The 20,761-nt window shown below is 53.2% G+C and carries 15 protein-coding genes; 10 read left to right on the top strand and 5 right to left on the bottom strand.

Going from position 1 to position 20,761, the window contains the following annotated elements; genetic code table 11:
- Positions 1–7: 7 nt before the first annotated feature.
- The 3 genes from PPL9_RS03985 (at position 8) to PPL9_RS03975 (ending at position 3,150) form a co-directional block, all read left to right on the top strand.
- Positions 8–859 carry a carbohydrate ABC transporter permease gene (locus PPL9_RS03985; protein ID WP_200962089.1) on the top strand — a complete coding sequence of 284 codons (852 nt, stop codon included), beginning with the start codon at positions 8–10 and terminating at the stop codon, positions 857–859.
- 11 nt (positions 860–870) lie between these two features.
- The gene (ugpC, locus tag PPL9_RS03980) at positions 871–1,956 is read left to right on the top strand and encodes a sn-glycerol-3-phosphate ABC transporter ATP-binding protein UgpC (RefSeq protein ID WP_057461436.1); all 1,086 of its coding nucleotides are present in this window, start codon (positions 871–873) and stop codon (positions 1,954–1,956) included.
- Positions 1,957–2,088: 132 nt separating this feature from the next.
- Entirely contained in the window at positions 2,089–3,150 is a 1,062-nt protein-coding gene (locus tag PPL9_RS03975) for a Gfo/Idh/MocA family oxidoreductase (protein ID WP_057461435.1), read from the top strand.
- Between the two features lie 123 nt (positions 3,151–3,273).
- On the opposite strand, the gene PPL9_RS03970 is transcribed toward PPL9_RS03975, so the two are convergent.
- From PPL9_RS03970 to PPL9_RS03955, 4 genes are all read right to left on the bottom strand, one after another.
- On the bottom strand, positions 3,274–4,287 hold the full coding sequence (locus PPL9_RS03970; protein WP_057461434.1) for an ABC transporter permease: 1,014 nt from the start codon (positions 4,285–4,287) through the stop codon (positions 3,274–3,276).
- Positions 4,288–4,345: 58 nt separating this feature from the next.
- Positions 4,346–5,884, bottom strand: a complete 1,539-nt coding sequence (locus PPL9_RS03965; protein ID WP_057461433.1) for a sugar ABC transporter ATP-binding protein — start codon at positions 5,882–5,884, stop codon at positions 4,346–4,348.
- Positions 5,885–6,052: 168 nt separating this feature from the next.
- A complete protein-coding gene (locus PPL9_RS03960) occupies positions 6,053–6,970 on the bottom strand; it encodes a sugar ABC transporter substrate-binding protein (protein ID WP_057461432.1) in 918 nt (305 codons plus the stop codon).
- A 103-nt stretch (positions 6,971–7,073) separates the two neighbouring features.
- Positions 7,074–7,877: a TIM barrel protein gene (locus PPL9_RS03955; RefSeq protein WP_057461431.1), complete on the bottom strand. Its 804-nt coding sequence runs from the start codon at positions 7,875–7,877 to the stop codon at positions 7,074–7,076.
- Positions 7,878–8,140: 263 nt separating this feature from the next.
- Here PPL9_RS03955 and PPL9_RS03950 point away from each other — a divergent pair, with 263 nt between their 5' ends.
- The 6 genes from PPL9_RS03950 to PPL9_RS03925 all read left to right on the top strand — a co-directional run bounded on the left by PPL9_RS03950 (position 8,141) and on the right by PPL9_RS03925 (position 17,275).
- Positions 8,141–9,160 carry a LacI family DNA-binding transcriptional regulator gene (locus PPL9_RS03950; protein ID WP_208989145.1) on the top strand — a complete coding sequence of 340 codons (1,020 nt, stop codon included), beginning with the start codon at positions 8,141–8,143 and terminating at the stop codon, positions 9,158–9,160.
- 661 nt (positions 9,161–9,821) lie between these two features.
- Positions 9,822–10,334, top strand: coding sequence for a TetR/AcrR family transcriptional regulator (locus PPL9_RS03945; RefSeq protein ID WP_208989144.1), 513 nt, complete (start codon positions 9,822–9,824; stop codon positions 10,332–10,334).
- A gap of 96 nt (positions 10,335–10,430) precedes the next feature.
- The gene (locus PPL9_RS03940) at positions 10,431–12,014 is read left to right on the top strand and encodes an AMP-binding protein (RefSeq protein WP_057461430.1); all 1,584 of its coding nucleotides are present in this window, start codon (positions 10,431–10,433) and stop codon (positions 12,012–12,014) included.
- Positions 12,015–12,084: 70 nt separating this feature from the next.
- Positions 12,085–13,293, top strand: coding sequence for an acetyl-CoA C-acetyltransferase (locus tag PPL9_RS03935; protein WP_057461429.1), 1,209 nt, complete (start codon positions 12,085–12,087; stop codon positions 13,291–13,293).
- A gap of 11 nt (positions 13,294–13,304) precedes the next feature.
- Entirely contained in the window at positions 13,305–15,452 is a 2,148-nt protein-coding gene (locus PPL9_RS03930; RefSeq protein ID WP_057461428.1) for a 3-hydroxyacyl-CoA dehydrogenase NAD-binding domain-containing protein, read from the top strand.
- 290 nt (positions 15,453–15,742) lie between these two features.
- Entirely contained in the window at positions 15,743–17,275 is a 1,533-nt protein-coding gene (locus PPL9_RS03925) for a glycosyltransferase family 39 protein (protein WP_057461427.1), read from the top strand.
- Here PPL9_RS03925 and PPL9_RS03920 read toward each other — a convergent pair.
- Positions 17,236–18,753 (bottom strand): hypothetical protein, encoded by a 1,518-nt coding sequence (locus PPL9_RS03920; RefSeq protein WP_208989143.1) that lies wholly within the window; start codon positions 18,751–18,753, stop codon positions 17,236–17,238. The two genes, PPL9_RS03925 and PPL9_RS03920, sit on opposite strands and share 40 nt — an antisense overlap.
- 853 nt (positions 18,754–19,606) lie before the next feature.
- Here PPL9_RS03920 and PPL9_RS03915 point away from each other — a divergent pair.
- Complete coding sequence (locus tag PPL9_RS03915) at positions 19,607–20,710, top strand: hypothetical protein (RefSeq protein ID WP_057461426.1); 1,104 nt, start codon at positions 19,607–19,609, stop codon at positions 20,708–20,710.
- The last annotated feature ends 51 nt before the right edge of the window (positions 20,711–20,761 follow it).

Here is a 20,761-nt window from a genome sequence, read left to right as displayed (position 1 = left end):
CTCTGTTATGGCATACTATGCAAAATCAAAGGGCCAACGGGTGGTGGACTGGAGTGTCCATTACGGCCTACTCGCCTGCTATCTGTTCTTTGCGCTGTTTCCGCTTTTTTGGCTGTTCAAGGTCGCGGTGACACCGACTAAACTGCTTTACTCTGAGGGTATCCGCATGTGGCCCTCAGAAATGACGTGGACCAACTTCACGCAGGTGATGACAGATACGGATTTTCCGCAGTTCTTCATCAACTCGGCCATCGTGTCAGGTTCAACGGCTGTCATTTCCACGCTGATTGCAGCGGCGGCGGGCTATTCATTCTCACGGTTTCATTATCGCGGTAAGGCAGTCATCATCGTGCTGATGCTGATCACACAGATGTTCCCGCTGGTCATGCTGATTGCTCCGATCTTCCGCATCCTCACGCCGCTGGGGCTGACCGATAGCCTGCTTGGACTTGTGGTGGTCTACACGGCCTTCAACGTTCCGTTTGCGACCTTTCTGATGCAGTCGTTTTTTGATGGCATTCCCAAAGACCTTGAAGAAGCAGCCATGATTGACGGCAATACCCGCTTTGGGGCGCTGGTGAAGATCATCTTCCCGCTCACCCTGCCGGGCATTGCAGCCACGCTTGGCTTTGTGTTCACCGCAGCGTGGAGCGAGCTGCTCTTTGCGCTCATGTTAGTCAGCAGTCCGGATGCAGTCACCTTCCCGGTTGGTTTGCTCACGTTTGTCTCCAAGTTCTCTGTCGATTTTGGACAGATGATGGCGGCGGGTTTCCTGGCTCTCATTCCAGCAGCAATCTTCTTCTTCCTCATCCAGCGTTATCTGGTGCAGGGTCTTACCGCCGGTGCGGTCAAAGGATAACGAGGTACCCTATGGCTTCTATTCAAATCACCGAGGCAACCAAATCCTACGGAAACACCGCTGTTCTGCACGGGATCGACCTGAATATTCAGGATGGTGAGTTCATTGTACTGGTGGGACCATCTGGCTGCGGAAAGTCGACCTTGCTGCGCATGATCGCGGGGTTGGAGGAAGTGACTTCAGGTTCTATCTCCATCAACGAGCGGATCATAAATGATTTGCCGCCCCGTGACCGGGATATCGCCATGGTGTTCCAGTCTTACGCGCTCTATCCGCATATGAGTGTGGAGGAAAACATCAGCTATGCGATGACCCTTCGCAAATCACCGAAGGAAAAGATCGCCAGTGCGGTTAACGGTGTCTCTAGTATTTTGGGTCTGAACGGCCTTCTGGAACGGCGTCCCAAAGCACTCTCCGGCGGTCAACGTCAGCGTGTAGCCATGGGGCGGGCGATTGTGCGTGATCCGCAGGCTTTCTTGTTCGATGAGCCGCTCTCCAATTTGGATGCGCGCCTTCGCGAGCAAATGCGCTCGGAAATCCGCAAGCTGCATCGCAAGCTCAATGCCACGTCTATTTATGTGACGCACGATCAGATTGAAGCCATGACCATGGCTGACAGAATCGTGGCCATGCATGATGGATATATTCAGCAGGTTGGCACGCCGCTGGAAATCTACGACAAGCCAGCCAATGTTTTTGTGGCTTCATTCATCGGGTCTCCCGCCATGAACTTTATCAAGGGCACAGCGTCGGCATCTGGTGACGGGTATCACCTTCAGACAGATCAGGGACACCAGATTATTCTGCCGGAAAGCTTGGGCCTGAGGGATCGGATGGACGTCATTCTGGGCGTGAGACCAGAACATCTGATGATTGTAGAAGAAGGCCCGGCAAGCCTCCCTGCAACTGTGGATCTGATTGAGCCCATGGGTCTTTCCACGCTGGTTCATGTGCGTGTTGGACAAGACAGCCTTAAAATCTTCACACTCGACCGGCCTGATATCGCTGAAGGCACTCAGGTTCATGTGTCTTACATTAAAGAAAAGCTGCATATGTTTGATGCTCGGACGGAAATGCGGCTGGAGTCTCCTGTATAAGTTCCCCTGAACTGGTTCGTTGCGACGGCAACGAACCGTTTTTCTGGACTCAGGGTTTCCACGTTCTTCTGGGGCAACCTAAACTGGTATAAATACTGCCTGATATATGTACCGCAGAAGGAATTCCTCTGAATGCCCTCGATCAGTCTGGCCGTCGTTGGTTTGGGAATGGCCGCAAAACCACATCTGGAAGCGCTTGACCTGCTGAGAAATCACATTGAAGTCGCAGGTCTCTATACCCGAACAAAGGCCAGGGCAGAGGCTGTCTCTCAGAAATACGGCTGGCCATGCTTTGACAGCCCCGAGCAGATTGCCGGTGATCCGGAGATTGACGCGGTCCTTCTGCTTACCCCACCCGATCAACGCCACGAACTGGTTGAGCTGTTCTCCGGTGCAGGCAAACACATCCTGACAGAAAAACCGCTGGAACGGACCTATGATGCTGCGGCTGAGCTGGTGGAGCTGTGCGACTATGCAGGCGTCAAATACGGTGTCGTGTTTCAACACCGCTTCCGCGAAGGTGCAAAGCAACTGAGGACGTTGCTTTCAGAGGGGGCTTTGGGCGATATCCACCTGGTACGGGCGAACATCCCGTGGTGGCGGGATCAGGCCTATTATGATCAGTCAGGCCGTGGAACATATGCGCGGGACGGTGGAGGCGTGTTGATCACGCAAGCCATTCATGTGCTGGATCTGATGCTGAGCCTGACCGGCCCGGCAAAATCCGTGCAAGCCATGTGTGCAACGACCACGGCGCATAAGATGGAAGCAGAGGACTTCGCCACGGCTGGTATTGAGTTTCACAGCGGGGCTGTCGGGTCCATCATGGCGACCACAGCCACCTTTCCCGATGCAAAAGAAACGCTGGTACTGGATGGTTCAAAGGCCTCTGCCCATCTGGAGGGCAGCAAGCTGACGGTGACGTATCGCGACGGGTCTATCGATGTGTTTGGTGAACGCAGCGGGACCAAGGATGGAACGGGTGGCGGGGCTAACCCAATGGCGTTTCCATGCGACTGGCACCGGGATCTCATTGACGATTTCGCCCTCAGCATCATTGAGCATCGCGACCCGAAAGTAACCGGTCATGACGCGCTGATGGTGCATGCGCTCATTGAGGCGATTGAGGGCTCTTCCCGCACCGGATCAAAGGTTGATGTGCGTGAGGCCGAGTTGTCGAAGGCCTATATCTGACGATCTGAAAAAGCTCAAAGTCCTGCAGATAAAAAATGAGCAGGAGGCCGGACGAGGGCTCTCCTGCTCGGGTATTAGGCATCATCCGTGGGAGGTTTTAGCCTAAATTCTTTCGCGGCTTGATCAGACCTTGGCCCGCTTGCGCTGGCGATACTGATCCGCAACCACTGCAGCTACAATGATACCACCTTTCACGATGTCCTGGATGTAAGCATCAATACCAAGGAACGTGAAACCACTCATCATTGTACCCAGAATAATGGTTCCGATGACGGTGCCTGTGATGCGACCAACGCCGCCTGCAAGACTTGTTCCGCCAATAACAGCTGCAGCGATGGCGTCAAGCTCATATGCAAGGCCCATACCTGCCTGTCCACTGCCAGCTCGCGCTGCGGCAACCACACCGCCAAGACCAGCCAGCAAACCAGCAAGGGTGTACACTTTGATCAGGTGACGACCAACGTTGATGCCGGAGACTTTTGCCGCCTGAACATTTGCACCAGTTGCGTATGTGAACTTGCCGTAACGGGTGAAACGCAGAGCTATGTGGAAGATAAACGCGGCCATCAGGAAGATAATCACTGGAATGGTGCCGGAACCGAGCCACATGTACTCTTCAGAAAGCAAGCTGATCGGCTGACCCTTGGTGTAGTAACGTGCCAGACCGCGCGCTGTTACCATCATGCCCAGGGTCGCGATAAACGGAGGGATGGCGGTGTAGGCTATCAACGACCCGTTTATGAACCCGGCTAAGGCCCCGACGGCGATACCAGCCAATACTGGTACGAGGAACGGCATGTCCGTGAACATCGGGAACACGGCGCGCGTATAGTCAGAGGTTTGTGCAAAACTGGCGGCCACCATGGCCGAGAGCGCGAGCACAGAGCCTGAAGACAGGTCAATACCGCCGGTGATGATGACCTGTGTCACGCCAATGGCGAGAAGGCCGATAATGGAGACCTGTAAAACCATGATCAGCAGGCGTTGTGGGTTAAACAGGAAGGTGTCACCCTTCACAATCCAGCCCAGAATTTCAAAAAAGACTGCAATGCCGATCAGTACGAGGAAGATGTTGGCCTCTACCGGCAGTTTTCGAGCTGGAGCATTTGTCTCAGCTGCATCAGTTGCATTTGCCATCTGGCAAGTCCTTTCAATCTCTGCGTCGGGCGCTTAAAGCTGCCGCGCATGAAAACTCTTAGTTGGAAGCAAGGCGCATAACGCTGACCTGATCTGCTTCAGCTCGATCCAGAATTCCGGTGACATGTCCCTCGTGCATCACCATCACGCGGTCACTCATGCCCAGCACCTCCGGCATCTCGGAGGAGATCATGAGAACAGCAACGCCCTCACCTGCCAGTTTGGTAATGAGCTTATGGATTTCAGCCTTGGCGCCCACGTCGATACCGCGGGTTGGCTCATCCAGAATGAGGATGCGAGGTTTGGTCAGCAGCCAGCGACCGATCAGAACCTTCTGCTGGTTGCCCCCAGACAGGTTCTCGATGCGCTCGTTCATACCCGGTGTTTTAACGCGAAGGGCTTCGCTCATTTCCGTGCACAGCTTGGAGACAGCGCTTTCGGCCACAAACCCGGCTTTCACATGATCCTGACTGAGAAGCGCGATCTGCATGTTCTCCTGAATGTCGAGCATCATGAACAGACCGGTGTCCTTGCGGTCCTCGGTCAGCAACGCCATACCGTGACCCATGGCCTCTGCTGGCGTTTTGATCTCAACTGTCTCGCCGAACACGCTGATGCTGCCCCCCGTTGCTGGGGTCACGCCGTAGATGGTCTCTGCCACGTTGGTGCGGCCTGAGCCCACCAGACCTGCAACGCCGAGAATTTCACCTGCACGCAGATCGAAGTTCACGTTCTCGAACACGCCGTCCAGACACAGATCCTTCACGGAAAGGACCACATCACCAATTGGCACTTCCTCTTTCAGAAACATCTGGGTGATCTCGCGGCCCACCATCATGCGGATGAGCTGATCACTGTCCAGATTGCTGGCAAGGTCGGTGCCGATGTATTTGCCATCGCGGAAGACGGACACGTCATCAGCGATCTCGAAGACTTCGTCCATCTTATGAGTGATGTAGACGATGCCTTTTCCATCTGCCTTCAGGCTCGCGATGATCTGGAACAGGTGCTCAACTTCGCGGTCTGTCAGAGCCGAGGTTGGCTCGTCCATGATCAGCACATCAGATTCATAGGAAATCGCTTTTGCAATCTCGACCATCTGACGGTTGGCGATGGACAGGTCACGAACTTCAGTTTCCGGATCCAGATTGATGTTCAGCCGGTCGAAAAGCTTTTTAGTATTGTCACGCAGCGCTTTATGATCAACAAACCCGAGCTTCGTCAGCGGTTCTCTGCGGATCCAGATGTTTTCGGCAATTGTCATGAACGGCATCAGGTTGAGTTCCTGATGGATCATGGCAACGCCCTGTTCCAGCGCATCCAGCGGCGTGGTCATGTGGACCTGTTTGCCACCCAGACGAACTTCTCCGCGGTCTGGTTGATAGATGCCTGCAATAATCTTCATCAGGGTGGATTTGCCCGCCCCGTTTTCTCCCATGAGGGCATGAACTGTGCCGGGTCGGATGCGCAGGTTCACATCATCCAGTGCAACAACACCGGGGAACTCCTTGCGCACACTATCGACTTCTAGCAGGTATTTTTGCGGGGCTGCGGCACCCTTATTCTCACGTACCGCCTCTTGTGTGCTTAAACTCACAGTCCGTGAACTCCATTTTTCTGCTGGCAGTGTGAGGGGCTTCCGGGTGCCTGGCCCGGAAGCTTGATCACTTGGAGGCTGGGCGCATCCCTGTCATTGGACAAAGCCAAGGGAATGGAACGCGCGCCAGAGCAAGGCGAAAGGCTCTAAAGCCTTCCGCTCTGCTGCTTACTTGTTGAGGAACTCGCCAAGGTTTGCTTTGTTTACCAGCTTGAATGGGATCCAAACGATGGTGTCCACTTTTTCGCCGCGAGCCAGCTTCAGAGCAGCTTTCACAGAGCCAGCGCCCTGGCCTTTAGCGTCCTGGAATACAGTTGCGAACATTTCGTCACGGTCCATGGAAACGAGTGCATCTGGAGTAGCATCAACCCCAGCAACTGCGATGTCGCTGGACGCAATGCCAGCCTGCTTCATGGCGATCAGAGCGCCCAGAGCCATTTCGTCGTTGTTTGCTGCAACAGCGTCGATTTTGGTGCCGGACACGATCCAGTTGTTCATCAGGTCGATTGCTTCAGAACGCTGGAAGTCAGCAGTCTGCTCTTCAACAACCTTGATGTCCGGGTAGCTGCCAAGAACTTCTTTAACGCCCTGTGTACGGCCACGTGTGCCATTGGACGCCAGTTCGCCGAGCATGATGGCAACGTTGCCTTTGCCACCCATCTGCTTGGCCAGTTCTTCCATCTGCAAACGACCAGCAACAACTTCGTCAGAGCCCACGAACACAACCTTTTCAGGCAGTTCTTTGTCTTCTGGCTTACGGTTTACGTAAACAAGTGGAATGCCGGCACTGTTGGCCAGTTTGGTGATGCGCGGTGTTGCGGATGTATCAGCCGGGTTCACGATGATTGCGTCAACGCCCTGTGCAACAAAGTTTTGTACCTGGTCGATCTGCTTACCGATGTCGCCGCGTGCGTCTTCAAACTGAATTTCAACGCCGTCAGCTTTGGCTGCTTCGTCACCCATCGCGTTGCGCAGGATGGTCAAGAAGTTATCATCAAAATAAGCCATTGAAACGCCGATGTTCTCAGCCATGACGCTGGTTGTCATCATTGCCGATGCAGCTAGAGCCAATAGAGTACGTTTCATTAGTTCCTCCTCCGTGCCGAAAACTGGCACTTCTCCCAAGATTATGCTGGCGCGGATCCCCATCTACGCCAAATTATTTAGCGAAATCAGTCGCCTGGTATGATCAGGTAGCGGTTGCCGCCTGTAATTCTTTTTTCAGGATATCAAAGCTTGCCTGCGTGGCGTCCACCACGTTTTCAAGGGCATGCACAACTGGAGAAAATGGCTCCAGAGACACGTGACCTGTGTACCCGTTGGCAAGCATGGTTTTGATTTGCGCTGCGTTGCCCAAACGGTCGGCTTTACTCACCAACAGGCGGTGATCATCCAACATTTGCGCGATGGAAAGGTCTGGATCTTCCACGCCGGAAATGTGCATGAGACCTGTCTGGTCTGCAAAGAACTCTGTTTCTTCAGCCAGGTGATGATGAAACGTATCATGCACCAGCTTGAACACGCCCTCACCGTCCACATCGCGGATTGCGGCAACAGCGTCTGCCTTGAGGCGCAAGGAGCACTGCGGGAAGCCGAGAGGCTCAACCAGACCGGTGACACCGGCGGTTTCCAGCAGAGGCTTGAGTTCTTTCAGAGACTGACGCAGGTTTGCCGCCAGTTCATCATCGCTCTTGCCATAGTCATGGTCATTGACCGGGCACATGACGAGAGCTTTGGAACCACACCGCTCAGCAAAGCCGATGAGTTCGTTTGCCTCAGTAAGACGAGTATCTGACCACTCGTTAAAACGCTGAAGGGCATTGATGCTGATGATTTCGACGCTATGCTTTTCAGCGAGTGCTTTGACGTCTTCTGCTGGTGTTTTCTGCTCAAACGGATTGCCAGCAATGTCATTGCGGATTTCTACGGCATTGATCCTCATGGAGGCAGCCATGCCAAAAAACGCGTCCAGCGTCATTTGAGGTGCAAGCATATGGTTCAACGCGAAGTTGATGTTTCCCGACAAACGACTTCTCCCAATGTCCGATGTATAAACATCAATTTGATCTGCTAAAGATCATATGTAAGTACTGGTACCTGTCAATTTAGAGTCTGAAATTACATGTAAAATCGGGATTAGAGAACGAATATTCCATCATTTCAATATTTTGGAAGGTTTGCTCCCGTGAAGTCAAAATGTGAATTTCGGTGTCAAGATTGATCGTTTTGATGGCTTAACAATCAAAGGTGATATATATGAGGCGTGGCAGCTGGCAGAATCCGAGTGTGTTGGACATTGCAAACAAGGCAGGTGTTTCGACCGCTACAGTTGACCGTGGCCTCAATAAACGGGGTGGTGTTTCCAAGGTCAAAGTGGGGCTGGTTCACAAGGCACTGGTGGAGCTGAAAGAGCCCGAAGAGGTTGCCTTGGAAAAAGTTTCTCCAATAACCGTTGGGTTGCTGGTGGATTCTGGAACAAGTTTCATTGAAGAGCTTATGGGACTGGTGGATCAGCGCTACGGGGATGATCCCAATGTGCGGTTCAAGCGCTTTTCTTCGCACACCAAAGACTTTGAGCCGAGTGTGTTTTCAGAGCGGATGATCTCCTGGGCAAGCAAATATGACGGTATCATTATTGCCGTACGTGAGCATCCTGCCATCACCCGCGCTATTGAAGAAATCAGCGAAACCGGAACGCCGGTGATCTGCCTGACAACAGACCAGCAAAGCCCTAAACACCTTGGTTACGTTGGGATGGACCAGATTGCGGCAGGCCTGTGTGCGGCCCAATTGCTGGGGAAACTCTCTGGCGGCAAAACAGGCGAAGTCTTCCTTGCAACCAGCGCTCATTATCACTGTCAGGAAGGACGGGAGACTGGTTTCCGGCGATTGCTGCGCAAGGATTACCCCAATATCGCCATTTCTGAGATCATCAACTCAAACGATGATGCGGAGACCGTCTATCAGTTGTTCAAAAAGCGATTGGATGAAGGCGCAAGGCCACTTGGTATTTACAATGTTGCAGGCGGAAATACGGGCATCGCAAAAGCAATTGGTGAGCTGGGTTCGCCGATCACTTTTGTCGGCCATGAGTTGAACGAAAACTCACGCAAGCTGCTTGAGAATGATCAGATGGATTTCGTAATTTCACACGATATGGAAACCGAGCTGAAGCGGTGCGTCAAACTCATTAGGTGGCAAAAGGATTTTCCTGATGGGATTCAACCAGAATACGAGGCTTTACCGCCTATTTTGAAGACGCGCTTCAACATCTGATGTATTTATGATGCAAATATTTGGATAAATTAGACCGTCATTCTAAGAATTGGAATATATTTTCCATGAAATTGTGTGTTTAAATCATCTCAGATCCCAGGAAAAACAACGCATATCCGGCATTTGGCATTCATATTGTGCCCATGTGCAGAGCGACATCATGGCAGGGTGGTCGGATAAGTTCGATCCGTAATTCTGCTATACGCACTAGCTCTGATGTTAATCACATCAAAATTGAGGTGTCCCCTCAGGCAGTTTGTGTTTGTGCTGTGAATAGTATGCGGGCCTGCTGGTCTCATTCCCTAATGGGATGAATGGGGCTGCAAGAGTGGCAGTCGCTTTGATGAGTTGATGCTCGCTCTTTCCTGCTGCAGGGTGCAGGGCATCGTCCGCGCTCATCATATGCAAAGCAGAGATGCAAGAGTGACCCTCAATTCCTGTCAGTTGCAATCGCCTCCTCTTATTCCTTAGGCTCATTCATTGATGATCTGACGTTTGCGTCATGGACTCATCTCAGTTTATTTGCTAAACGTTCAACAATTAAAATGAGTGAATGTTGGCTGATTTGGAAAAAAAGAAGACACAGGCAGAACGGCGGGAGGAATCTGAACGCAAGCTTTTTGACGCGCTGGTGAGCATCATCAACGCGGAAGGTGTTCAGATGGCGACCTGTGAGAGCATCGGCCTGAAAGCGGGCTACAGCCGCGGTCTCACCATTCAACGGCTTGGCAAAAAAGACGAGATGTTCGTCAAGCTGATCGACCGCATGGTGAGCGAGACCGAGGCACACGTTACCCGGCAGATTCCGCCGGAGACAAACGCGAGGGAGGCGATCCGGCAGTATATCGACATTCACTTCGAGGATTTGCAGAACAAGCCCAGCTATCAGGCCTATTTCGCACTGATGGCGGGCAGCGTTACAGATTATGCTCTTTTAGGAGATGCGGTGAAACGCGCGCACGAGTTCGTAAAGCGGCTGCTTGTCTCTTATCTGGAGCGCGGCAAAGCGGAAGGCGTCTTCCCGCAGGATCTGGATTCAGCCATTCAGGCCGTTTCCATCGGAAGTTATTTGCTTGGGGTCGCGTTGCAGCAAAAACTGCATCCAAGCCTCGATATCACGCTGCTGAAACCGGCAGCGTATTCACTGATACCATCATTGCCTGAAAAACAATAAGCGCCAAAACCAGCGCACCACAAGGAGAACAGGCGTCACATTTTAAAACGCACAGCGCGCATCTGCGCTGTTCAACCTATGACTTGGGAGGGGATTATGGTTGGAACACATACTGGGGTACCGGCAGGTGCCATGAATTTTGATATGCTCGTGAACCATCTGCAGAAGGTGGACACCGGCATTCCAGTGTTTAAAGACCTGGGTGGCCGCGCCTTCAGCAATCCGCAGTTCGCGAAGCGCACTCGCCAGTTTGCAAAGGGCCTGCAAGACCTTGGCCTTGAGCCGGGCGCCCGCGTTGCCATTCTCAGTCTCAACTCCGCTGAGTATGTGGAAGCGATGATTGGCACCATGATTGCGGGCATGATCTCCGTTCCGCTCAACATCCGCTGGTCTGCGGAAGAGATGCTTTATGCGATCGGCCACTCCAGCATGGAGGCCATCGTTTATGACGACACGTTCTCGCCTATGGTGGCGGCCATCAAAGAGCGTGCGGATAGCCTGAAGCATTTCATCCATGTGGGAGAGAAAGAGCAGCCTGAAGGCACCAAAGCCTATGCAGACTGCCTGAGTGAGCCGATTGCGCTGGAGTTGAGCCGTGATGTCGAGACTGAGTGTTTCATGAGCTACACCGGCGGCACCACCGGATTCCCGAAAGGCGTCGTTCACACCCATAGTTCCATGCTCGCCAGTGCCAACATTGTTGCTGCCAACGGCGTTCCTTACCATGACCGGCCTGCGCTTCTGGTCATGCCGCTGTTCCATCTTTCTGGTTATGGCCTGCTGCTGGCTCGCCTCATCCAGAACAAGCCGTCGCTGATCGTGCCGATGTTCCGTCCGGATATTGTGGTGGCTGCGGTTAAGAACTTCGACGTCTCGTCCTTCCTCATGGCACCGGCCATGTTCCAGATGCTGATGCACGCTCCGGAGTTTAACTCTGAAGACTTCTTGCGTGTGTCACAGCTTTATTACGGCGCCTCGCCAATTTCTGAGGCCCTGCTGAAGCTGATTCAGGAGAAATTCCCAAAGACCGATCTCATGCAGGTTTACGGCATGACAGAAGCTGGGGCGGCGACGTTCCTTGCAAGGCAATTTCACGAAGGCGAACTCATGCGCTTTGGTGCCGCGGGGCAGGCAGCCTCGCCGCTCATCCAACTGTGCATTGAAGATGAGGATGGCAATGAACTGCCAACCAACACAATTGGTGAGGTGGTGCTGTATTCTCCAGCTGTCATGAAGCGCTATTACAACGCTCCGGGCCAGACAGCAGCCGTGCTGCGCAATGGCGGTTACCGCACAGGTGACGTCGGCATGGTGGATGAGATGGGTATCCTCTCGCTGAAAGACCGGCTCAAGGACATGATCATTACAGGTGCAGAGAACGTGTACACCGCCGAGGTGGAAAGCGCGATCTCCACGCACCCGGATGTGTCCATGGTGGCAGTGATCGGTATTCCTGACGAGACCTATGGTGAGGCGGTTCATGCGGTGATTGTACCAAAGGAAGGCAAGACCCCGACTTTTGAAGAGATCCGCGCCCACACAAAAGAGCGCATTGCTGGCTATAAATGCCCGCGCTCCATGTCGTTGGTAGAGGAGCTACCACTCTCTGCCATGAACAAAGTTTTGAAGAACAAACTTCGCGAACCGTTCTGGGAAGATCAAAACCGCGAAATTGCATGAGTTCAATCGGGGCGACCTGGTTGCCCCGGTCCTTAATCTGTTTGAAGATCACAAGACACGGTAGAAACACATGGCGACGACAGCATACGTTTATGATGCGATCCGCACTCCGCGTTCCAAAGGAAAGCCGGATGGATCCCTCAACGAAGTCAAACCAATCAATCTGGTGACCACCCTGCTCTCCGAGATGCAGGGCCGACACGACCTCGACACCTCCCGGGTGGATGATGTTGTGATGGGCTGCGTAACCCCGGTACGCGAACAGGGCGCTGTTCTGCCAAAAATTGCTCTGCAGAAAGCGGGCTGGGATCAGACCGTAGCTGGCGCTCAAGTCAACCGTTTCTGCGCCTCTGGCTTGGATACCTTCAACACCGCTGCAGCGCGTATTGCATCCGGCTGGGAAGATATGATCTGCGCAGGCGGATATGAAAGCATGAGCCGCGTGCCCATGGGGACTGATGGTGGACCGTTCAGCGAAGACCCTGAAACCGTGCTCGCTACTGGCTTCGTGCCGCAGGGCATTGGTGCGGACCTGATCGCCACTATTGAGGGCTGGAGCCGTGATGATGTGGATGCAGCAGCCGTTGCCAGCCAGCAGCGGGCAGCGCACGCACGCGATAACGGTTGGTTCGACAAATCCGTTGTGCCGGTCAAAGACGAGAACGGCATCATCGTTTTAGAAAAAGACGACTTCATCAAGCCGAAAACAGACATGCAGACCCTCGGCTCCCTGCGTGCAAGCTTTGAAAAGCACGGGGCCATGGGCTTTGATGCTGTTGCTCTGGCGCGCTATCCGGAAGTTGAAAAAATCAACCACGTCCACACTCCAGGCAACTCCTCCGGCATCGTGGATGGAGCGTCCTTGATCCTGCTCGGCAGCGAACAGGCCGGTAAGGACATGGGCCTGACACCCCGCGCTCGCGTGCTGTCAGTTGCTGTGACGGCATCTGACCCAACCATCATGCTCACTGGACCGGGACCAGCTTCCAAGAAGGCACTCGCCAAGGCTGGTCTGACCATCGACGATATCGATCTGGTTGAGATCAATGAGGCTTTTGCCTCTGTCATGATGCGTCTGCAGAAGGACCTCAACGTACCGGACGAGAAGCTGAACGTGGTTGGCGGGGCGATTGCCATGGGTCACCCACTGGGCGCAACCGGCGGCATGCTGGTGTCCACCATGATTGATGAGCTGGAACGTCGGAACCAGAAGCGTGCCTTGATCACCATGTGTGTTGGTGGCGGCATGGGCATCGCGTCCATCGTTGAGCGCGTATAACGGGGAAGACCATGTCTGAATACACTTACGAAAAAGACGCCAGCGGCATTGTTACAATCACGTTTGACTCAGCTGGCAAGTCCGCAAACACCATGACCCGTGCCTGGTTTGAAGGCATGAAAGAGCTGATGGCCAAGCTGTCTGCTGAAGAGGGCCTTTCCGGTGTTATCATCGCCTCTGCCAAAAAGACCTTCTTTGCAGGTGGTGATCTGGAAGAGATGCTCCACGGCAGTATGGACCCGGAAGACATCTTCGCCTACGTGGAAGAGATGAAAGCCCCGCTGCGCCAGCTGGAAAAGCTGCCAGTGCCAGTGGTTGCCGCCATCAACGGTGCCGCGCTTGGTGGGGGCTTCGAGATTTGCCTCGCCTGTAACCACCGCATTTTGCTCAACTCTCCAAAGGCCGTTGTTGGCCTGCCAGAGGCGACACTCGGTCTGTTGCCGGGTGCTGGCGGCGTTGTCCGCCTCACCGCAAAGCTGGGACTGGAAGCAGCCTTGCCATTGCTGGCAGAAGGCAAGCAGCTGCGTCAGGAAAAAGCGCTGAAAGCCGGTTTGGTGGACGAGTTGGTTGATATGCCAGAAAAGCTGATCCCAGCTGCAAAGGCATGGATCAAAGCCAACCCTGAGGCTGCTGTTCAGCCATGGGATCAAAAAGACTTCCGCTATCCAGGTGGCAATGCGGAAAGCGCCAATGTGCGCATGGTGGCCGCGATGGCACCAACCATGCTTTACAACAAAACCCGCGGTCTGATGCCCGCACCTGAAAAGGTGATGGATATTGCCGTCAATTCCATGCGCATGGGCTTTGACAGCGCGCTGCGCAATGAAAGCCGTGGCTTTGCTGCTCTGCTGCGCTCTACTGAGGCCCGTGCAGCGATCACCACGTTCTTCTTCGGCATGCAGGCCATTAAGTCCGGCAAGGTTCGCCCGCAAGGGGATGCCTGGAAGGCAGGCAGCTCAGCAATCCTCGGCGCTGGCATGATGGGCTCCGGCATCGCATGGGCACATGCAAGCCGTGGTCTGCCAACCACACTCAAAGACATGAGCCTGGAGAATGCTGAAAAAGGCAAAGGTTACTCCGTAAAACTGGCAGACAAGGCCATCAAACGGGGCCGCATGGATGAGGCGAAGAAGGAAGCCCTTCTTGGCTGTATCACTCCGACCGACAGCGATGACACCTTTGCAGGCACCGACATCATCATCGAGGCGGTCTTTGAGGATATCTCTTTGAAAGAGAAGGTTATCCCTGAAACTTACAAGCAGCTTTCTGATGCCGGTATCTATGGCTCGAACACCTCGACCCTGCCGATCTCCATTCTGGCGGAAAGCTGTCCTGATCCGACCCGTTTTATCGGCCTGCACTTCTTCTCGCCGGTTGATAAAATGAAGATCGTAGAGATCATTGTTGGCGATAAAACCAGCATTGATACCCTGCGTAAAGCCTATGATTATGTGCAGCAGATCGGCTACTTGCCAATCGTGGTCAACGACAAGCGTGGCTTCTTCACCAGCCGTGTGTTCGGCACTTATCTGGATGAAGGTCTGGCTCTGATGCGTGATGGCATGAGCCCGGTTGCTATTGAGCGTGCTGCGTGGAAAATCGGCATGCCGGTTGGTCCGCTGGCCGTGCATGATGAAGTCTCCATGGTTCTCACCAAGAAGATCCATGAGACCCACATCGCGCTGGACAAACGCCTCGGCGTTGAAAACGGGTTCCCGGCAGATGATAGTTCCAACGTAAAGGTTGGCCAGTCCATGGTGAACATGGGCCGTGGTGGTCGTCACTACGGCGGCGGTTTCTACGAGTACGCTGGCGATGGTTCCAAGAAGTTGTGGGATGGTCTTTCCCAGTTCAAAGAGCGTGATCTGAACGTTTCCATGCAGGATGCGGAAGATCGCATGATGTACCGTCAGGCCATTGAGACCCTGCGCTGTCTGGATGAAGGCGTGTTGCGCACAGAGGTGGAAGCCAATATCGGCTCCATCTTCGCCATTGGCTTCCCGGCACACACTGGCGGTGCTCTCCAATTCATCCACGGTATCGGCCTTGAGGCCTTCAAGAAACGCGCTGACGAGCTGGCAGCAGCTTATGGCCCACGCTTTAAAGTCACCGAAGCAGCTCTTGATAAACTGCGCAGCGAAAAACTCGCAGCTGCCTGAGCTTAAGCCGACTTAACAACAAGCCCGCGAAGCCATAGTTTCGCGGGCTTTTTTGTGTGCGGTTGCCTGCCGTTGCGCCACACTTCATCTCTGCACTGATAAAAATACGACATACTCTTCAGGTTAGTTTCAGGCTCGCAAGGTTGAAGGGCATTGGAGGTGGAGAGATTGTCTGAGTGTTGTTGAGTTGCCGTGAGACTGCCTGTTGGCATTCCGGTTGACCTGACTGTGCCCGATCCTCTGTTCCCCATCCTAAGAACAAGCGATGTAACCTGATCATGAGGCAGCTGATGATTGACAGAACCATCACACCAGCCCGTGTTGCCATTGTTGTTTTCATTATAATTTTTTCTGCAGTGCTCGCCCGATTTTACGGGGCTGCCATGTTGGGTCTGGGCGTTGATGAAAGCTACATGGTTGTCATGGCCCGACATCCGTCTCTCAGCTATTTTGACCATCCTCCGCTGACCTTCTGGATTGTCCATGTGACAGCTTGGCTGACAGGCTCTGAGGCAGGCTTTGTGCTCCGCACGCCCTTTATCGCCATGTCGGTTGTCTCCACCCTGCTGTTGTACCAGCTCACCGCCCGCTTTTACGGTGCGAAGGCGGGGGCATGGGCGATTGCATGGTTCTCCATCTCCCCGTTTTTTCTTCTGTCGGCTGGAAGCTGGATTGTACCAGATGGGCCCATGATGCTCTTCTTGTTGGTTGCGGCCAGTCTTCTGGCTCCGCTCTCGGATCCGAATACAACGCACATAAGCAAGATGCGTTGGGGAATTGCCGGACTGGCATTCGGGTTGGCGCTGCTTTCAAAATACATGGCGGTTTTGAGCGGGCTTGGTGTCTTGCTTTTCCTGCTCTCCAACAGAACAACACGGCCCCTGCTCCGTAGCGCAGGCCTATACATTGCCGTCACGATCGCGCTGCTGGTCTTCAGCCCGGTTATCTATTGGAATGCAGTGAACGGCTGGCAGTCCTTCGGGTTTCAGCTCTCACGTTCAGTCTCTTCCAGTGATTTTGAACCTGTGGTGCATCTCATCAATTCTGGACGCATGCTGTTGGGACAACTGGCCTATCTTCAACCGGTTACGCTGATTGTGTTCCTATGGCTCCTGCTGAGGCACTTCAGGTCAGCTGAGAAAACAAGAGCCGATCGATATCTCCTGTGCCTTGCGATTGTTCCGATCGTGGTTTTCAACGCGGTGGCTTTGCTTTCCAGAAACACGCTTCCCCACTGGCCTATGGCTGGATATCTGTTCCTCTTCCCTCTCTTGGGGAGTTGGTTCGCCAGCCTCAAACCAACTGGTGCAGCGACCGCAAAACGTGCGTTTGCGGCATCCGCAGGGGTGATCTTCACTGTCGTGGTGCTGGGCGGACTGCATTTTAAAACGGGAGTTCTGACACGTTCGCTGGCGTCTGCTGCCCGTTGGGATGATACCATCCGCGCAATGGACTGGTTTGATGTGAGGGAGGCTCTCCACCGCCGCGGTTTCTTGCAGGAGGATGAGCCCAGACTGATTTATACGCTGAACTGGATTGACGGCGCTAAGATTGCTTACGCACTTGGCGATCAAGCGCATGTCAGAGTACTGGGCAGTGATCAGCGTCATTTCGGGCTGTTGCGAGAGCTAACAAGTGATCCGGAGCGCAAAGTGCTCGTCGCGGGGCTTCTCCCCTTTGATGACTGGGAAGAGAGACTGCGCAGAGTTCATGCAGCACTGGCCGGATCGTATTGCTCGATCACCCCCGATGAGCCGATTACGATTAACCGGGGCGGCTTACCCTATCGGGCACTCTTTTTGCTCTCAGCCTCTTCCTGCTGAGAGGCTGGGCTCTTTTCAGGGGCCTCTGGTTTGTAATCCTTGTTGGTGAGAGCCTGATAAAACGGCTTGCTCCTCAGCATCTTTCGGTTCTCTTCGAGCTGGTCTTCGTCGTCCACACCAACACCGCGCGAGCCTTCTTCATTGCGGAAGGTTGCAAAGCTTAGGCCTTCGAGACCGGCATCGGAATCCGGGTTCTTGCCCGGTTGAATTCCAGCGGCTGCCAGTTCCTGTTCCAGCAGTTTCAGGAAAAAACCAAAGTCCTCAGCGCCATCAGGATAGTTGGTGTCCTTAGCATAAGGATAAAGCGTGATCTGCGCACCTTGGGTGATACGATCAAAATATGCCTTTTGCTCTGCTATTTTTGCTTTGGCCTCAGGCGTGTCAGCGGAATACTTCTCCTGATCATCTTTAATCGCTGCCTCCGCTCCGTCCATATTGGTGACTTTGAACGAAAGGAAGGGGTTATCCGGTGAGAGCAAAAGTGGCGTCAGGATGTTTCCAGCTTGTGCCAGTTGATCCATCTGGACACTCAAATGGATCTTATTTCCGGCTTTCTCGTATTCCCCGCTATCAAGTACGGGCCTGCCATCCTCACCCAGAGGCTCAAACTGGGTAAAGATGCCATCTCGGTCAGCATTATTGATCCGGTGATCGGGGTTTTTGAGCAACTCTCTTTGGGCCGATATCTTCTCCCTGCTCCGTGCGTACTCTTCTCTATCCGTGAATGGGATCTTGCGCTGCTCTTCATATAATTTATTCAGTTCAGTGAGTACTTCCTGAGCCGCAGCCACTGAGTTACCGCCGGTATAAGCCCGTACGGAAGTTTCCTTGCGCGGTTTTTGGGTTTCCTTTGACGGTACTTCCTTAAGCGTCAACTCCAGCATTTCCAGATAGGTTTGCAATGCTAGAAAGGTATCCCGGCTGTCTTTGATTTCGCCAGCTTTCAGCTGTGCCTCTGCTTTATCTGCATTGGTTTTGATGAGCCCGGCCAGTCGAGGAGCCTCCTCCTGACGGCCCTGTGAGAAGCCCTCCAGGTCAAAACTTGCAAGGAACTTCAAACGGGCTCTGATATCTGCCAGTTCCTGCTTGCGGTGCAGCAGGACACAAGCGGAATCAACACCGCGGGCATAAGTCTCCTCGATCTCCTGCAGAGTGAGGTTTGCATTGTCCAACACATCCTCTGCTGCATCGACATTCTGCAGCTTGTTCAGATCAGTCGCTTTGTCCAAAAGACCCGCTGTTTTCTTTACGTAATTGTCGAAGATTTCTAGATCACGGACATCCTTGAAGATATTCCGGCGCTTCTTGTAGGCCTCAAACTTGACACGGACTTTTTTGATTTCCGGCGACAGATCCGGGATTTGGGGCTCTGGCGGCATATGGTTCCCGGCCGGGCCGTCAACGTGCTCTGTCGGCTCTTCATTGGGAACGCCTTGCGGGCTGGGCTCTTCAACCGTGGTGCCCTGCACACCATCCATGTTGATACGAAGAATTTCAGAGACAGAATGGATCCACTCCTATGCTTTCTGATCACCGGCAGTGTTGTCCGTTTCAGGGTTGTTTTTGGGCATCCATAGGCTCCGTTTCGCACCGGGAGAACACCGCTATTTTGGAGTATCCCGCAGGTAAGCCAACTATCGCAGTGGTTTCAGAGCGAACGAAAAGTCAATGGAACCGATAAAATATTGGGGTATCTGATTGTCTGAATTGAGTTGGCAATTCCTGCTTGCACACGGCTTTAGCTCATCGGTCCAGGCTCTGGCCGTGATGTGTGCCCTAGGCAAACCTCGGCATAACAACAAAAAAACAGCCCGCGCTGGAGGCTTGGCGAGCTGTTTTGAAGCAAATGACTTAGAATATAGTCCAGTCTAAGGTTCATCTCTGCTTGATATAGATTTCAAGTATAAATACAATAAGTTATGCAATATCCATTCTAATATTCTCTTCCCCCCATAACAGTTAAAACATAGCAAGATCTCATTTCGGCTTGCTCAAACCATCTGCTCAATGACCCAGCAGCTGAGATAAATAATCTCGCCATGGGGCCACGAAAAACACAGTGTTTGTTTTGAAATGCGATCAGCTTACCTACAAGATTAAGAGAAACGCGGGTCTCCAACCATTCCCCAAATGGGGGCTTGCAGAAGAAAAAGAGCACCCCTCCGACAGATACCCGGCGTGTTCTGACCGTTCGATTAATAGGCCTGCTTCACCTGTGTTACTCTGCAAAAGCTATCTACCACCTAAATCCTGTTTGATATTTATTGGCACTACGCTACGGTAACTGTGTCGAATATTTAAGGAATCATTGCTGTTTACACATTTAGAGGCATGGAAAAGAATTTTGAACTCTTTCTCACTCAGTTATATGAGTCTGTAGAGCACCCCGATCTGTTTGAGGACGCCCTCACCACGGCCAGTGACATGCTGGGAACATCTGGCGTTCATCTTTACACGTATGATGCTGCAAAACCTGCGGAGCGTCTCAACTATGTGGCGCGGATTGATACCGCATTCGAGCTTGAATACACCACAGACTACTTCCCCCATGACTACCGAATAGAACGGGTTCACAAATCTCCCTATGGACAGGTGATAACCGATGCGGAGATAACGACGGAGCACGGGTTGAAAACCAACCCGGTCCACCAATTGCTCCCCAAATATGAGGTTTATGACCTTATGGGGACGAACCTGACCAAGGGCGATAACTTCGGCTGGTTTGGTGTGTCTTCCCTCAGGGCCGGAGATGGCTTCACACCTTTGCAACGGAAGATGTTCGAGCGCATGATACCGCATGCCAGCCGGGCTCTGCATTATCGGCAAAGGGTCAAGAGCCTTGAGATGAAGCTGTCGTTGCAAGACCGCGTTGCCGCAGAGCTGCCATTTGGCCTCATCGTCTTTTCACAGCATACCATCAGTTCCATCAATCCAGAGGCCCTTGAGATTCTGGAGCACGGGTTTTTGAAGCTGAAGAAAGCAGGCCTTGCCTGTGCTGAGCGTAAGCACAACAGAAAACTGGCAGAGGCGCATGTCAGCGCCCTTCACGGTGGCCTGCCACTGTTGAAGCTGACGGATGAGCGATCCGGCATAACCTATCTGATCCAGATGTTTAACCCAAAACCACAGGCGGCAGGCGGAGCTGTTGAGGCCGCGCAGTATCTGGCGGTGAAGATCATGATGACAGGTACTACGGAGCAGGCAGATCGTGCTGTGCTGGAGAACATGGCAGATGCCTTCCGGCTCTCAAAAGCTGAGACAAATGTGATCTGTGCCGTCCTCTCCAACCAGTCCCTGCAAGCCTACTCAAAAAGCCGCTCCGTCCGGCTCGACACCGTCCGCAAACAACTCAGAAGTGCCCTTTACAAAATGAACATCAACTCCCAAAAACAACTCTTCCAGCTCTACGAAGTGTTTCGTTCGTTCTCGCGGTGAGTTGAGTTTCAATGAGACCGCTCCATTACTTGGGATAGGCGCTTCCCAGTG

The organism is Pseudovibrio sp. POLY-S9 (assembly GCF_001431305.1).
GTDB lineage: Bacteria > Pseudomonadota > Alphaproteobacteria > Rhizobiales > Stappiaceae > Pseudovibrio.
The sequence above is the reverse complement of the archived record's forward strand: the minus strand, read 5'-3'. Positions and strand labels throughout refer to the sequence as shown.